This is a genomic window from Pseudomonas sp. S150, from assembly GCF_004526365.1.
Classification (GTDB): Bacteria; Pseudomonadota; Gammaproteobacteria; order Pseudomonadales; family Pseudomonadaceae; genus Aquipseudomonas; species Aquipseudomonas putida_A.
Genome location: NZ_CP038207.1, coordinates 5382019 through 5396091 on the forward strand (window position 1 = coordinate 5382019; position 14073 = coordinate 5396091).

Here is a 14073-nt window from a genome sequence, read left to right on the forward strand (position 1 = left end):
CACGGTCAGTCCCCTCTCCCTCAGGGAGAGGGTTAGGGTGAGGGCCGTTTCAGCTCTACCGCGTATTCCCGACCGAACATCTATTCTGGATAAAGGTCAACCAAGGGAGTGCAACGCAGCGGAGGGTTGATCACAGTGCATATCGCCGACATCACCATGTTCTACGCCCCGGCCAGCGGCGGCGTACGCACCTATCTGGATGCCAAGCATCGCCGGTTGGGGGGCAAAACGGGCATTCGTCATAGCCTGCTGATTCCCGGCGCGCACTTCGGTGAAAACGACGGTATCTACACCGTGCCCGCACCCGCCCTACCCTTCGGCAAAGGCTATCGCTTCCCGCTGCGCCTCGCGCCATGGCGCAATGTCCTGCAGGGTTTGCAGCCGGATCTGATCGAAGTCGGCGACCCGTACCTCACCGCGTGGGCGGCGCTGGATGCACGGCGCCAGCTGGATGTACCGGTGATCGGCTTTTATCACTCGGACCTGCCGCTACTGGTCGGCAATCGCATGGGCCATTGGGTCACGCCGAACGTCGAGGCGTACGTCACCAAGCTCTATGGCAACTTCGATCGAGTGCTGGCGCCCAGCCAGGTGATGGCCGACAAGCTCACTGGTCTGGGGGTGCGCAATGTATTCGTGCAGCCATTGGGCGTGGATCTGCAAACCTTTCACCCTGACGCCCGCGACAACGGCCTGCGCGCCGAACTGGGAATTGCCGAAGACACGCGCCTGCTGATCTTTGCCGGGCGCGGTTCCAAAGAGAAGAACCTGCCGGTGCTGCTCAAATGCATGCAGCGCCTCGGCCCACGCTATCACCTGCTGTTGGTTGGCTCGTCGATGCCGGCCGTGGTCCCGGACAATGTCAGCGTGATCGACGGGTTCTGTCCCGCCGCCACCGTGGCCCGGTTGATGGCCAGCGCCGATGCCCTGATCCATGCCGGTGACCAGGAAACCTTCGGCCTGGTGATCCTCGAAGCCATGGCCTGCGGGATTCCGGTAGTCGCCGTGGCGGCCGGGGCGTTTGAAGAGATCGTCACCGAAGACTGCGGCTTGCTTTGTGCGCCGAACAACCCGCAAGCCATGGCCAATGCCGTGCGCGAGCTGTTCAGTCGCGGCTGTGTGAAACTCGGCCAACAGGCGCGGCAACACGTCGAACGGCGTTATTCCTGGGACAGTGTGGTCGACAGCCTGCTCGGCCATTACCACGCGGTGCTCGGTCACTCGCTGCCCAGGGTGGCCAATGGCTGATTCCTTGAATGACCGCGCAGTGCTGCTGGTGCTGCACGACGTGGCACCGTCGACGTGGGCGGATTATCGGCCATTTGTCGAGGCGGTCGACGCAATGGGCGGCGTGCCGATGACCTGGCTGGTCGTTCCGGATTTCCATGGCCACGACGCGCTTGAGGATCATCCCGCGTTTTGCCGAATGCTCGGCGAGCGGCTGGCCCGTGGCGATGAACTGGCCTTGCACGGCTATTACCATGACGACCGCGAGCCAGCGCCAGCCACACCCCGCGACTGGTTCATGCGCCGAATCTACACCCACGAAGGGGAGTTTTATCGCCTGTCCCGCGAAGCCGCCCTGGCGCGACTGCGCGACGGCATCGAACTGTTCCGGCGCAATGGCTGGCCGTTGCACGGCTTCGTCGCCCCGGCCTGGTTGATGAGCGAGGGCACGCGCCAGGCCCTTCGCGAAACACCATTGAGCTACACCAGCGACCCGCAACATTTTTATCAATTACCGGATTTCACCGCCATCAACGCCCCGGGTCTGGTGTGGAGTGCGCGCAGCGCCTGGCGCCGGGGTCTGTCAAAACTCGTCAGCGACCAACGCGAACAGCAATGGCGCGACGCGCCGGTGATTCGTCTAGGCTTGCACCCGGTAGACATGCGCCACGCCTTCGCACGTGATTACTGGCTACGAACCCTTGAACGGCTGCTGGCAGAAGGACGCACGCCCATGACCAAAATCGACTGGCTCACCGAGCACCGCGGGCGAATGGAGCGCGCTGCATGAGTCGCGGCATTGTGTTGTTGATCGGCCTGCTCGCTGCTGTACTGATCCCGGTGTTGCTCGGCGGCGGCGAGATCGGTGCGCGCCTGCAAAATTTCCCCCTGCAATGGCTGCTGATCATGTTCGGCATGATTCTGCTCTGTTGGGGCATCAACACCCTGCGTCTGCGCCTGCTGCTGGGTGATCAGCGCGATCGGGTCACGCCGCTGAAAAGTCTCGGCGTGGTCATGGCCGCCGAGTTCGCCTACTGCGCCACCCCCGGCGGCAGTGGCGGACCGCTGACGATCATGGCGTTGCTGGCGCGCTGCGGCGTACGCCCGGCCCGTGGCAGCGCAGTGTTTGCCATGGATCAGTTGAGCGATCTGCTGTTCTTTCTCTGCGCCCTGAGCGGCATCCTGATTTACGCGTTGTTTCAGCATCTCAGTGACCGCTTGGAGTGGTTGCTGATGGTCAGCGCCGTGTCGCTGTTCGGTGGGCTGTTCAGTTGCGTGCTGCTGGCGCGCTACCACCGCCGCCTGATCCTTCTGAGCGGACGCCTGCTTGCCCGCCTCAACGTGCAACCGGCCACGCGTCGGCGCTGGGCGCGCAAGCTGCTGCATTTTCTCGACGCGTTTATCGACACCCTCAAGTTGCCGTGGCAAACCCTGGTCAAGGTGTTCGCCCTGACCTGCATGCACTGGCTGCTACGCTACAGCGTGTTGTATCTGGCCCTGCGCGGACTGGGCGCGGATCTGCAGTGGGCCTGGAGTTTTCTGGTGCAGATGCTATCGCTGGGGGCTGGTCAAATGAGCCTGTTGCCCGGTGGTGCGGGCGCCGCAGAGCTGACCTCGGCGGCGCTGCTGGCGCCGATGGTCGGCAAATCCACTGCGGCGGCAGCGATTCTGATCTGGCGGGTGGTGACGTTCTATTTCTATCTGGTGGTGGGCGGCCCGGTGTTTCTATTGATGCTGGGGCGGCCGCTGCTCAAGAAGCTGTTGAAGATCAGGCAGGCTTCTCAGGTTCGTCCGCCTGCTCCTTGAGCTGCTCCCACAGCTCGGCGGCGCCGGGAAACTCGGTGCCGTCTTCCGGGCTCAGGTCCTCCGGGTCGTAGCGGCTCAAACAGCCCTCCCCCAGGGTGGCCGGCGCTTTCGAAGTGGCTTTGTCCAATGGGTCGCTCACGGGCAGTTCCTCAAGGGCTGAAACGAAAAAAGGGCCTGGGACGATTGAACGCCCAGGCCCTTCTTTATTCAAGTACGCGCAGGTTCGATCAGAACACCACGGTCTTGTTGCCGTGCACCAGCACACGGTCTTCGAGGTGATAACGCAAGCCTCGGGCCAACACCATCTTCTCGACGTCACGGCCGAAACGCACCATGTCTTCGATGCTGTCGCTGTGGCTGACACGCACCACGTCCTGCTCGATGATCGGACCGGCGTCCAGCTCTTCGGTCACGTAGTGGCAAGTCGCGCCGATCAGCTTCACGCCGCGCAGCGACGCCTGATGGTACGGCTTGGCGCCGACGAACGACGGCAGGAAGCTGTGGTGAATGTTGATCACCTTGTGCGCGTATTCGCGGCACAGCGCCGGCGGCAGGATCTGCATGTAGCGCGCCAGCACCACCACTTCGGCATCGTGCTGTTTGACCAGACGCGAGACTTCGGCGAACGCCGGCTCCTTGTCCTGCGGATTGACCGGGACATGGTAATAAGGAATGCCGTGCCACTCGACCATGCTGCGCAGGTCATTGTGGTTGGAAATCACGCAGGAGATTTCGCAATCGAGCTCGTCGCTGTGCCAGCGGTGCAGCAAGTCGGCCAGGCAGTGGGATTCGCGGCTGGCCATCAGCACCACGCGTTTCTTCTGCTCGGTGTCGGTGATGCGCCAGTCCATCGAGAACTCTTCGGCGATCGGCGCAAACTTCTCGCGCAGCACTTCAATACCGAACGGCAGCGAATCGGCGCGGATCTCGTGACGCATGAAGAACCAGCCGTTCTGATTATCCGAGTGGTGGCTCGCTTCGGTGATCCAGCCGTTGTGGGATGCCAGAAAGTTACTGACTTTGGCAACGATGCCAACGCGGTCAGGGCAGGAAATCACCAACCGAAAGGTGCGCATGGGGGGAAAACTCCAGAACTTCGCAAAGGCGGCCATTCTAGCGACTGTGCGCGGAAACTGCAGTATTGATGACCACATGTCCGCAGGCAGGCCCGATTCGCGGCGTCTGAAGCCACGCGCGGCGAAACCATAGTCCTGCAGTGAAGCTGTTCGGCCAGATAATTGTGAATATTCGTGATGACTGCATCACATTATTTAAATGACCATTCAATTTACCGGTTATTCCTTGCAACTAATTCAAATAAAAAAACCGGTTAAATGTTTACTTGATGAAACAGCCTGACTATTATTGCGGCACTGTCCCCTGCCATTCAACACATCTGCATAAGGTAGTTACCATGTCCTTGATCAACGAATATCGCGCCACCGAAGAAGCAATCAAAGAGCTGCAAGCGCGTTTGAAGAACCTGTCGCAAGACGACAAACTGCAAGCCGAGCTGGAATTCGAAGGCAAACTGCGCACCCTGATGGGCGAATACTCCAAGTCCCTGCGCGACATCATCGCCCTGCTGGATCCGGAATCGAAAACCAAAGGCACCCGTGGCGCCGCAGTAAAAACTACCGGCACCAAGCGCGCGCGCAAAGTTAAACAATACAAAAACCCGCATAACGGCGAAGTCATCGAAACCAAAGGTGGCAACCACAAGACTCTGAAAGAGTGGAAAGCCAAGTGGGGCGGTGACGTGGTTGAAGGCTGGGCTACCCTGCTGGGCTAAGCCGCAACGCCTGTCGCAGACTGATTCTGCGGCCCATGAAAAACGCCAGCATACGCTGGCGTTTTTTATGCCCGGCATTTCATGGGCACACTATGTTCGATTTCAAAGATTCAAACGTTTGCGCAATGCCTGGACATAATTCTGCCACTCATTGAGCACTTGATTCTGTATCGGCGTAGCACTAAGCGCCCATTGCTGCGCGGCCTCGGCAAAAGATTGCAGGGTATTAGGCGCGCCCATTTGCGGCTCGGACAAACGCTGCTGACAGAATATTCTCCAGCGTTCTTGCTCCTCGAAATTCAACGTGTCGGGAAAGTTGCGTGCGCGATATCGAAAGAGTAATTCCGGCAGACGTTCATCATCGAACGGCCAGTGCTCTTGCGCTAATTGCGCCGGATCCGCCGTTCTCACTTGCTCGCATAGACGCCGATCGCGATCACCGATAAATCCATCGTACAACTGCTGTTCCGGATCTTCGCTGGGCGTGAAGTCTTCGCTGGCGTAAACCGCCGCGACTTTATCTTTCCAAACTTGTTGTGCGTCACTTAGCCGCAGTGCACGTGCCTGATACAGCGCCATGTCCAGGCCCAGACGCTGCTGATCGTCGGCACGCAACACCGACAACGGCGCCACCACCGGGCAGCGATTGATGTGAATCAGTTTCAGCGGCACCGGCAGTTCACCCTCGGCGAGGTCGTCGCGGCGGGTGTACAGGCGCCGGCGCAGGGTTTCGGCGTCCAGGTCCAGCAAGCCTTGCGGATCAAGGTGCAGGTCACAGACGATCAGCGCATTGCGATTACGCGGATGCCAGGCCAATGGCAGCACCACACCGACATAGTGCCGCGCCGCCGAGAAGCGTCCGGAGATATGCACCAGCGGTTGCAGCAGGCGAATCTGATCCATGACCTTCTGTTTGCTGCGCAGTTGAAACAGCCAGTCATACAACTTCGGCTGTTTCTCGCGGATCAACCGCGCCAGCGCAATGGTGGCGCGCACGTCCGAGAGCGCTTCGTGCGCATGCCCATGGTCGATGTGGTTGGCCGCTGTCAGGCGTTCGAGCTTGAGGGTGACCTTGCCTTCGTCGTCGGTCGGCCAGACCAGGCCATCCGGGCGCAACGCATACGCGGCGCGCACCACATCGATCAGGTCCCAGCGACTGTTGCCGCCCTGCCATTCGCGGGCATACGGGTCGAAGAAGTTGCGGTACAGGCTGTAGCGGGTCATCTCGTCGTCGAAACGCAAGGTGTTGTAACCCGCACCGCAAGTGCCGGGCGCCGCCAGTTGCGCGTGTACGCGGGTCATGAAGTCGGCTTCGCTCAAACCCTGTTCGGCGAGACAGCTCGGGGTTATACCGGTAATGGCGCACGCCGCCGGGTGCGGCAGGATGTCGTCGCTGGGCTGGCAGTAGAGGTTGACCGGTTCGTCGATTTCATTGAGGTCGTGGTCGGTGCGAATCCCGGCGACCTGCAGCGGACGGTCGTTGCGCGGATTGATGCCGGTGGTCTCGTAGTCGTACCAGAAGATTGAAGTCACGGGCGGTTCCTGAACTGAAGATCGGCAAAGTCTAGGCGTTGAACCGCGGTCGCGGCCAGCGCTGTGTCATTCAACCACCGCGCATCACACGATGTGCAATACATAGTTATGTCGTTTTCCCCCAAGAGGCTGCTAGCATCGGACCGACTTCGCATCCCGATCCGGCCCCATCAGGTAGCCCATGCTCGAGAACACAGCACTGCCACGGAAAGCACCGCTGAACCCGCCACTCGATACCCGCTATCAAGTGGAAACCCCGGAGGGCATCGACCTGCCGTTGCGCCCGGCCGGTCTGATGGTGCGCAGCCTCGCCTTCGGCATCGACCTGGGCATTCGCGGGGCCATCCTCGGCGCGCTGTTTCTGCTGCTGGCGTTTCTCGGCCAGCTCGGCATGGGTCTGGGTTCGCTGCTGCTGTTTGCCGTCAGCTGGTGGTACATGGTGCTGTTCGAAGTGTTGCGTCAGGGCCGTTCGCCGGGCAAGCAATGGATGGGCCTGCGGGTGATCCACGATGACGGCACACCGATCGGCTGGTCGGCCTCGCTGCTGCGTAACCTGCTGCGTTTTGTCGACCTGCTGCCGTTCGGCTATTTCCTCGGCGCCATCAGTTGCCTGCAACACCCGACCTTCAAGCGCCTGGGCGACATCGCAGCCGGCACCCTGGTGGTCTACAGCGAACGCGCCCTGCTCCGCCCGCAGTTACCTGACGCCCAGCCACGCAGCTCGCCCGTGCCGCTCAACCTCGGCGAACAACGCGCCTTGCTCGCCTTCGCCGAACGTCAGGCTGAACTGTCGCCGGCGCGGGTCAATGAGCTGGCCGCGCTGCTCGCCCAACCGCTGCACATCTCGGCGCCCAAAGCGGTCAGCGAACTCAACGGTATCGCCTGCGGCTTGTTGGGGCCGACATGAAGCAGAGTCTTTTCGAAACTCGCCACAAGGCCGAATGGGAGCGCTTCACCCTGGCCCTCGAACGCCTCGAACATGGCAAGGACACCTCGCAGGCAGCCAGTTTCCCCAAGGCTTATCGACGCCTCTGCCAGCATCTGGCGCTGGCACAGGCGCGTGGCTACAGCAGTTTTCTGATCGACTCGCTGCAACAACTGGTGTTGCGCGGCCACCAGCAGCTGTATCGGCACCGCAGTCGATTCGGCGCCAACCTCCTGGGTTTCATCCTCGCTGACTTTCCTCGACTGGTGCGTGCCGAATGGCCGTTTGTGCTGGCCGCTGGTCTGGTGTTTTTCGGCAGCCTGATCGGCTTTGCCTTGCTGGTGTATGCCTTTCCCGAACTGATCTACAACCTGATCCCCGCCGAACAGGTGCGCGACATGCAGAGCATGTACGACCCGGTGGCCGGGCACCTCGGGCGCTCGGCCGAACGGGCGGCCAGCGAAGACTGGGTGATGTTCGGCTATTACGTGATGCACAACATTGGCATCGCCTTTCAGACTTTCGCCAGCGGTTTGCTGCTGGGCGTCGGTAGCGCGTTCTTCCTGTTCTATAACGGCTTGATCATCGGCGCGGTGGCCGGGCACCTGACCGAAATCGGTTTTGGCCAGACGTTCTGGTCGTTCGTGATCGGTCACGGCGCCTTCGAGCTGACTGCCATTGCCCTGGCGGGTGCGGCGGGGCTGAAACTGGGCTGGGCAGTGATTGCGCCGGGGCGGCTGACCCGTGGTGAAGCGCTGGTGGAGGCGGCGCGCAAAAGCGTGCTGCTGGTGTGCGGGGTCATGCTGTTCCTGCTGATCGCAGCATTCATCGAAGCGTATTGGTCGTCGAAGACCGGGGTCTCACCGCAGATCAAATACGCGGTCGGTGCCTCGCTGTGGCTCGCAGTAGCGGCTTATCTGCTGTTCGCCGGAAGGACACGCCATGCGCCTGAGTGACGCCACCGTGGCGATCCGCCCGCGCAGCACCTGGGAAGCCATGGACCTGGGCGTGCTCATGAGCCAGCAGCATCGACGCCTGCTGATGACCAGTTGGGCCATCGTCACCCTGCCGCTGTTCGCGGTGCTGACGTTGTTGCTATGGGATTCGCCGTCGCTGGCGGTATTCATTTTCTGGTGGCTGAAACCAGCCTACGAACGCCTGCCGCTGTACATCCTGTCCAAAGCCCTGTTCGGCGAAACACCGACACTGAAACAGGCCCTGCGCGAATTCCCGCGGCTGCTCAAACCGCAACTGCTGGCCAGCCTGACCTGGCGCCGGCTGAGCCTGAGTCGCAGCTTCCTGCTGCCGGTGGTGCAACTCGAAGGTCTCGACGGCACGGCCCGTCAGCAACGCTTGCAGGTGTTGCTGCAACGCAATGCCGGCGCCGCGCAATGGCTGACGATCATCGGCATGCATCTGGAGACCGCACTGTGGATCGGCCTGATGGCGCTGTTCTACATGCTGCTGCCACAGCAGATCGAAACCGACTGGGACTGGCAATCGCTGATCCTCGACGCCGATCACCACTGGCGTTGGCTGGAGCACCTGACCAACGCTTTCTACGCGCTGGTGCTGGTGGTCTGGGAACCGATTTATGTCGCCTGCGGTTTCAGCCTGTATTTGAACCGGCGCACCGCACTGGAAGCGTGGGACATCGAGTTGGTATTCCGTCGTTTGCGCCAGCGTTTGAACAGCAGCGCTCTGGGTCTGCTGCTGGCGGTCTGTCTTTTGCTGCCGGCGGTGCCACCCGTATGGGCTGCAGCCGATCCCGCCAGCGCACCGGAGGCACCCCGCCTGCTGCACCAACCGCTGACCAGTCAGGCTGCGCACGACAGCATCAAGGCGCTGCTCGAACAACCACCGTTCAAGAACAAGGAAAGCGTGACCCGCTATAGCTTTGGCGACGATCCGGCAGCCCCGGCCGAAGCCAAACCCGGCGAGGCGCCGCAATGGCTGAAAACCCTGCTCGGCTGGCTGGACAGTCAGCGCTTCAATGCGCTGGCCGGCCTGATTGAAGTGTTGTTGTGGGGAGCGTTGATCGCCGCTGTGGGCTGGCTGATCTGGCGCTATCGCGAGTTCCTGCGCACCTTCGTCAGCCGTCGGCCGAAGCTGCGCGCCCGCATCAGGCCACCTGCACCGCAGCAAGCGTTTGGCCTGGACCTGAGCCCGCAAACCCTGCCCGACGACATCGCCGCCAGCGCCGAACAACTCTGGCAGACCCAGCCGCGCGCGGCGCTGGGCTTGCTGTATCGCGGCTTGCTCAGCCGTCTGCTGCACGATTTTGCCCTGACCTTGAAACCTGCCGACACCGAGCATCAGGTGCTGCTGCGGGTCGAGCAATTGCAGCGCCCGGAACTGCTGGCGTTCAGTCGCACCCTGACGCTGCACTGGCAGAACATGGCCTACGGGCACCGCGTGCCGGCGGCACATCTGCAACAGGAACTGTGTGACGGCTGGCGTGCCTTGTTCGAGCATGGAGCGCGCGCTTGAACCGGCGCAACGCGCGGCTGCTCGGCGGGCTGATGGTCGCCCTGCTCGCGGCGTTGAGCGTTTATCTGTACCTCAAGGCGCGGCCCTATCAGGAAGTGATCGATCACGGCCCCTCGCCCCAGGCGCAGGCCAATCCTTATCTGGCGGCAGAACTGTTTTTGCGCGAGCGCGGCCTCAACGTCAGCCACGCCGAAACGCTGGCGGTGCTGCCCGACATCGATCCGCGTCGGCACACCCTGCTGTTGTTCGGCGAACGTTCGCGCATGACCCCGCGGCAGGTCGATCAGGTGTTGAACTGGGCCCGCGCCGGTGGGCGCCTGGTGTTCGTGGCCGAAGCGCTGTGGGACAAGCAGGCCAGACAAAGCGATGATCTGTTGCTGGATCGGGTGCAGTTGCACCAGTCCCTGAGCAAGGACCTCAAGGAGCCGCCGGCGGAGCTGGCCGATGATCCGTACCCGAATCTGACCAAGCTCTACCTGGAAGATGAGGACGCGCCGGCCTACGCCGGTTTCGACACCGCGTTCCATCTGGACGATCCGAAAAATCTCGCCCAGGCCTGGGCCAACAGCGCCAAGGCCACGCACATGATGCAACTGCCGTACGGCCTCGGCTCGATCACCGTGGTCACCGATGCCGAACTGTGGAAAACCCCGGCCATCAGCAAGCACGACAACGCCTGGCTGCTCTGGTACCTGAGCGCCGACACCGACGTCACGCTGATTTTCAACACCGCACACGATGGTCTGCTGACCTTGCTCTGGCGTTACTTCCCGCAAGCCATCGTCGCCCTGCTGGCACTGATCGGCCTCGGCCTGTGGCACGTTGCTGTGCGCCATGGACCACTGCAGGCACCCGCCCCGAGTGGCCGCCGGCAGTTGCAGGAACACCTGCGCGCCAGTGCCGATTTCATCCTGCGCCACAACGGTCAGCACACGCTGTTGCAAGCCCTGCAACAGGACGTGCTGCGCCGCGCCCGCCGCCGCTATCCCGGCTTCGACCAATTGAACGTGGCTGAGCAATGGCTGGTGCTGTCGCGCCTGACCCGACAGCCGACCCGCGCCACCAGTCAGGCCCTCAGCCCGGTACCGAAACAGCGCCTGAGCAGCGCTGATTTCAGTCGCCAGGTGGCCCACCTGCAAACCTTGAGGAACACGCTATGAGTGAACAGATCGAGCCCGGCAGCGCCAGCCACGCCGCCCAGCAACGCCAGCGTGCCAGCCAGTTGGCGCAAGCGCTGCGCGGTGAATTGCAGAAGGCCCTGATCGGCCAGAACAGCGTGATCGACGATGTGCTGACCGCGTTGATCGCCGGCGGCCACGTGCTGCTCGAGGGCGTTCCGGGGTTGGGCAAGACCTTGCTGGTGCGGGCGCTGGCGCGTTGTTTCGGCGGCGAATTCGCGCGCATCCAGTTCACCCCGGACTTGATGCCCAGCGACGTCACCGGCCACGCGGTGTACGACCTGCACACCGAGCAGTTCAAGCTGCGCAAGGGGCCGCTGTTCACCAACCTGCTGCTGGCCGACGAGATCAACCGCGCACCGGCGAAAACCCAGGCGGCGTTACTCGAAGCGATGCAGGAGCGCCAAGTCACCCTCGAAGGTCGGGCGCTGCCGATCGCCCAGCCGTTCATGGTGCTCGCCACCCAGAATCCCATCGAGCAGGAAGGCACTTACCCCTTGCCGGAAGCCGAGCTCGACCGTTTCATGCTCAAGGTGCGCATGGATTACCCCGAGACCGAACAAGAGTTGAACATGGTGCGTCAGGTCAGCCGCTCGACCCGCGCCGACATGCTTGATGTGCAGCCGCTGCGCACGGTCCTGCAAGCCAAGGACGTGCAGGCCTTGCAACGCATCGCCAGCGACTTGCCGATTGACGATCAAGTGCTGGATTACGCGGTGCGGCTGGCGCGCAGCACCCGCTCCTGGCCCGGCCTGACCCTCGGCGCCGGACCGCGTGCCTCGATTGCGCTGGTGCGTTGCGCTCGCGCCCGCGCGTTGCTGCGCGGCGGCGAGTTCGTGATTCCCGATGACATCAAGGGTTGCGCGCTCTCGGTGCTGCGCCATCGGGTGCGAGTGGCGCCGGAGCTGGACATCGAAGGTCTGCAGGTCGATCAGGTGCTGCAGCAACTGCTCGACCAAGTGCCGGCGCCGCGCTTGTGAAACCGTCACGCCTGCTGCTGATCTGGCTCGCGATTCTGCTGGCCGTCGGCACGCTGCTGGGCACGCTGCAAGCCCTCGACATCGACGTACCCGCCACGCTGTTGTCGATCAACTGGGGCTTGCTCCTGGCCCTGCTGGTGCTGGCGATCATCGATGCGCTGCGCCTGAACAACCTGCCCTCGCCGCGCATCCAGCGGCAGATGCCCGGCAGCCTGGCACTCGGCCGTTGGAGCGAGGTGCGGCTGCAGCTCAGCCATGACTTCATCGAGCCGGTCGCGGTGGAGATTTTCGACCACGTGCCACAGGGCCTGAGCTTCGAAAACCTGCCGCTGGCGATTGAACTGCAACCCGGGCAATTCAGCGCGGTCGGCTACCGTCTGCGCCCGCTCAAGCGCGGGCACTTCAGCTTCGAGCATTGCGAAATCAACCTGCCCAGCCCGTTCGGTCTGTGGACAGGCAAACGCCTGCTCGCCGTGAGCGGCGAGATCCGCGTCTACCCGGACTTCGCAAAGCTCTACGGTGGGCAGTTGCTGGCGGTGGACAACTGGCTCAGCCAGCTCGGTGTGCGCCAGCGCCAGCGTCGCGGGCAGGGTCAGGAATTTCATCAGTTGCGCGAATTTCGCGAAGGCGACAGCCTGCGCCAGATCGACTGGAAAGCCACCGCCCGCCAGCGCACGCCGATTGCCCGCGAGTATGAAGACGAGCGTGATCAACAGATCATGTTCATGCTCGATTGCGGGCGGCAAATGCGCAGCCAGGATGGCGAGCTGTCGCATTTCGACCATGCGCTGAATGCGTGTCTGCTGCTGAGCCATGTCGCGCTGCGTCAGGGCGATGCGGTGGGATTGAGTACATTTGCAGACGATCAACCGCGATATCTAGCTCCGGTAAAAGGCAGCGGGCAACTCAACGTCCTGCTCAACACGGTCTACGATCTGGCGAGTAGCCAACGTCCGGCGGACTATCAGGCAGCCATTCGGCAACTACTAACACGTCAGAAACGACGGGCACTGGTCATCCTTATGACCAACCTGCAGGATGAGGACCATGGCGAACTGACCAACGCAGTCCAACACCTGAGCCGCCAACATCAAGTGTTAGTGGTCAGCCTGCGCGAAGAAACGCTCGACCAAATGCGCCAAGACTCGGTACAAACCCTTCCTGAAGCATTGGCCTATTGCGGCGCAGTGGATTACCTAAACGCTAGGGCCGAACTGAATGAGCGCCTGATGGCTCATGGCACACCTGTGCTGGATGTCCCTACCAGTAAGCTAAACACTGAACTAGTGTCAATTTACTTAAGCTGGAAGAAAGCTGGAGCCCTATAGACATTGTAGATTTCACGCCGGCGGGGTGTTTCAAATTGGCAAGCGGGTGTAGATTTCTTAATAAGAAATACCGCTGCTAAAAGGGCTTTTCCATTGATCGGTATCTCACTCCACTTATTTAAAGGAGTGCCAGTCCGCTCCTTGAGGCGGCCCATCCCGCGCTATCGGATTGCCCGCTAAATTTTCCCATGCAGCCATGCTCGAAGCCTCTCGAACGGAGTCGAAGAATGCCCACTAAATATTCATTATCTGATGTGTTGGAAAGGATTTATCAGAATCAGCTTGGGCTGGAGGCAGCCCTAATGGAGCTAACACTCCAGGTCGAAGAGAGGGGGTTTACCGAGATCGGAGAAAACGTCCGCTCTGCGCTTTTTGTCATTGGAGAAAATGCCGGCTATATCAAGCAGGGCTTGGCGAAACTCAGAGCAAAGGAAACGGACTAGGCCTCAAAAACTCAATGAATTTTGTCGACCGCTTTGGTGTTATCCACAGGGTGATTATCGAAGCGATTTGACGATTCAAAAACCTTCCAACACCCCACCTAAAATCCCCCCGTCTTATATCGAAATGAAACAGATTGATGCGTTCGGGTACACATATCCGTCATCCGAATGAAGTCTTTCCCCAAACCTAGGAATTTAGGCTACACGACGTGGCGCCTTTGCCTACGAACACACCAGAATGCTCTGTCTTGTACGCATTGGTGAGGCTCCGTAACTTGATCTTGGCCGCTGAATCAGCGGTCGAAATTAATTGTCCGGGGCAATGTCGAGGCAGTAGCTTCAGTCAGGCTAGTAACATTTTAGCTGTTAGC

14 protein-coding genes are annotated in these 14073 nt (G+C 61.3%); 11 read left to right on the forward strand and 3 right to left on the reverse strand.

All coding sequences use genetic code 11. From position 1 onward, the window contains the following. Positions 1–156 precede the first annotated feature (156 nt). Genes E3Z29_RS24955 through E3Z29_RS24965 form a run of 3 tightly spaced genes read left to right on the forward strand, consistent with a single transcriptional unit; the run spans position 157 to position 3033 of the window. Positions 157–1248: a glycosyltransferase family 1 protein gene (locus E3Z29_RS24955; RefSeq protein ID WP_177416215.1), complete on the forward strand. Its 1092-nt coding sequence runs from the start codon at positions 157–159 to the stop codon at positions 1246–1248. Beyond that, positions 1241–2017, forward strand: coding sequence for a DUF2334 domain-containing protein (locus tag E3Z29_RS24960; protein WP_134787190.1), 777 nt, complete (start codon positions 1241–1243; stop codon positions 2015–2017). The genes E3Z29_RS24955 and E3Z29_RS24960 overlap by 8 nt, the downstream gene beginning before the upstream one ends. Beyond that, complete coding sequence (locus tag E3Z29_RS24965; protein WP_134787191.1) at positions 2014–3033, forward strand: lysylphosphatidylglycerol synthase transmembrane domain-containing protein; 1020 nt, start codon at positions 2014–2016, stop codon at positions 3031–3033. The genes E3Z29_RS24960 and E3Z29_RS24965 overlap by 4 nt, the downstream gene beginning before the upstream one ends. Here the strand turns inward: E3Z29_RS24965 and E3Z29_RS29480 are convergent. Both E3Z29_RS29480 and purU read right to left on the reverse strand, forming a co-directional pair. After that, complete coding sequence (locus E3Z29_RS29480; RefSeq protein ID WP_167734172.1) at positions 2996–3172, reverse strand: hypothetical protein; 177 nt, start codon at positions 3170–3172, stop codon at positions 2996–2998. The genes E3Z29_RS24965 and E3Z29_RS29480 overlap by 38 nt on opposite strands. 88 nt (positions 3173–3260) lie before the next feature. Next, positions 3261–4109, reverse strand: coding sequence for a formyltetrahydrofolate deformylase (purU, locus tag E3Z29_RS24970; protein WP_003227580.1), 849 nt, complete (start codon positions 4107–4109; stop codon positions 3261–3263). Positions 4110–4447: 338 nt separating this feature from the next. Between purU and mvaT the strand changes: the two genes are divergently transcribed. Further along, positions 4448–4825, forward strand: a complete 378-nt coding sequence (gene mvaT, locus E3Z29_RS24975; protein WP_003227581.1) for a histone-like nucleoid-structuring protein MvaT — start codon at positions 4448–4450, stop codon at positions 4823–4825. Between the two features lie 102 nt (positions 4826–4927). Here the strand turns inward: mvaT and sbcB are convergent, their stop codons facing one another. Then, positions 4928–6358: an exodeoxyribonuclease I gene (sbcB, locus tag E3Z29_RS24980; RefSeq protein ID WP_134787192.1), complete on the reverse strand. Its 1431-nt coding sequence runs from the start codon at positions 6356–6358 to the stop codon at positions 4928–4930. 181 nt (positions 6359–6539) lie between these two features. On the opposite strand from sbcB, the gene E3Z29_RS24985 reads away from it, so the two are divergent. The 7 genes from E3Z29_RS24985 (at position 6540) to E3Z29_RS25015 (ending at position 13702) form a co-directional block, all read left to right on the forward strand. After that, complete coding sequence (locus E3Z29_RS24985) at positions 6540–7265, forward strand: RDD family protein (protein WP_134787193.1); 726 nt, start codon at positions 6540–6542, stop codon at positions 7263–7265. Continuing rightward, positions 7262–8239: a stage II sporulation protein M gene (locus E3Z29_RS24990; RefSeq protein WP_134787194.1), complete on the forward strand. Its 978-nt coding sequence runs from the start codon at positions 7262–7264 to the stop codon at positions 8237–8239. Before E3Z29_RS24985 ends, E3Z29_RS24990 begins: the two co-directional genes overlap by 4 nt. Continuing rightward, positions 8226–9773 (forward strand): DUF4129 domain-containing protein, encoded by a 1548-nt coding sequence (locus tag E3Z29_RS24995; protein WP_134787195.1) that lies wholly within the window; start codon positions 8226–8228, stop codon positions 9771–9773. The genes E3Z29_RS24990 and E3Z29_RS24995 overlap by 14 nt, the downstream gene beginning before the upstream one ends. 32 nt (positions 9774–9805) lie before the next feature. Continuing rightward, positions 9806–10933 (forward strand): DUF4350 domain-containing protein, encoded by a 1128-nt coding sequence (locus E3Z29_RS25000; protein WP_372241228.1) that lies wholly within the window; start codon positions 9806–9808, stop codon positions 10931–10933. Beyond that, the gene (locus E3Z29_RS25005) at positions 10930–11931 is read left to right on the forward strand and encodes a MoxR family ATPase (RefSeq protein ID WP_134787197.1); all 1002 of its coding nucleotides are present in this window, start codon (positions 10930–10932) and stop codon (positions 11929–11931) included. Before E3Z29_RS25000 ends, E3Z29_RS25005 begins: the two co-directional genes overlap by 4 nt. After that, positions 11928–13259, forward strand: coding sequence for a DUF58 domain-containing protein (locus E3Z29_RS25010; protein WP_134787198.1), 1332 nt, complete (start codon positions 11928–11930; stop codon positions 13257–13259). The genes E3Z29_RS25005 and E3Z29_RS25010 overlap by 4 nt, the downstream gene beginning before the upstream one ends. A gap of 227 nt (positions 13260–13486) precedes the next feature. Next, entirely contained in the window at positions 13487–13702 is a 216-nt protein-coding gene (locus tag E3Z29_RS25015; protein ID WP_007965898.1) for a hypothetical protein, read from the forward strand. Positions 13703–14073: the final 371 nt, after the last annotated feature.

Excerpts from the sequence above, each read along its gene's own strand:
- E3Z29_RS25000 (WP_372241228.1), top strand. The coding sequence starts at position 9,806 with ATGGTCGCCCTGCTCGCGGCGTTGAGCGTTTATCTGTACCTCAAGGCG.
- E3Z29_RS24965 (WP_134787191.1), top strand. The coding sequence starts at position 2,014 with ATGAGTCGCGGCATTGTGTTGTTGATCGGCCTGCTCGCTGCTGTACTG.
- E3Z29_RS24995 (WP_134787195.1), top strand. The coding sequence starts at position 8,226 with ATGCGCCTGAGTGACGCCACCGTGGCGATCCGCCCGCGCAGCACCTGG.
- E3Z29_RS24985 (WP_134787193.1), top strand. The coding sequence starts at position 6,540 with ATGCTCGAGAACACAGCACTGCCACGGAAAGCACCGCTGAACCCGCCA.
- purU (WP_003227580.1), bottom strand. The coding sequence starts at position 4,109 with ATGCGCACCTTTCGGTTGGTGATTTCCTGCCCTGACCGCGTTGGCATC.
- mvaT (WP_003227581.1), top strand. The coding sequence starts at position 4,448 with ATGTCCTTGATCAACGAATATCGCGCCACCGAAGAAGCAATCAAAGAG.
- E3Z29_RS24955 (WP_177416215.1), top strand. The coding sequence starts at position 157 with ATGTTCTACGCCCCGGCCAGCGGCGGCGTACGCACCTATCTGGATGCC.
- E3Z29_RS24960 (WP_134787190.1), top strand. The coding sequence starts at position 1,241 with ATGGCTGATTCCTTGAATGACCGCGCAGTGCTGCTGGTGCTGCACGAC.
- E3Z29_RS24990 (WP_134787194.1), top strand. The coding sequence starts at position 7,262 with ATGAAGCAGAGTCTTTTCGAAACTCGCCACAAGGCCGAATGGGAGCGC.
- E3Z29_RS25015 (WP_007965898.1), top strand. The coding sequence starts at position 13,487 with ATGCCCACTAAATATTCATTATCTGATGTGTTGGAAAGGATTTATCAG.
- E3Z29_RS25005 (WP_134787197.1), top strand. The coding sequence starts at position 10,930 with ATGAGTGAACAGATCGAGCCCGGCAGCGCCAGCCACGCCGCCCAGCAA.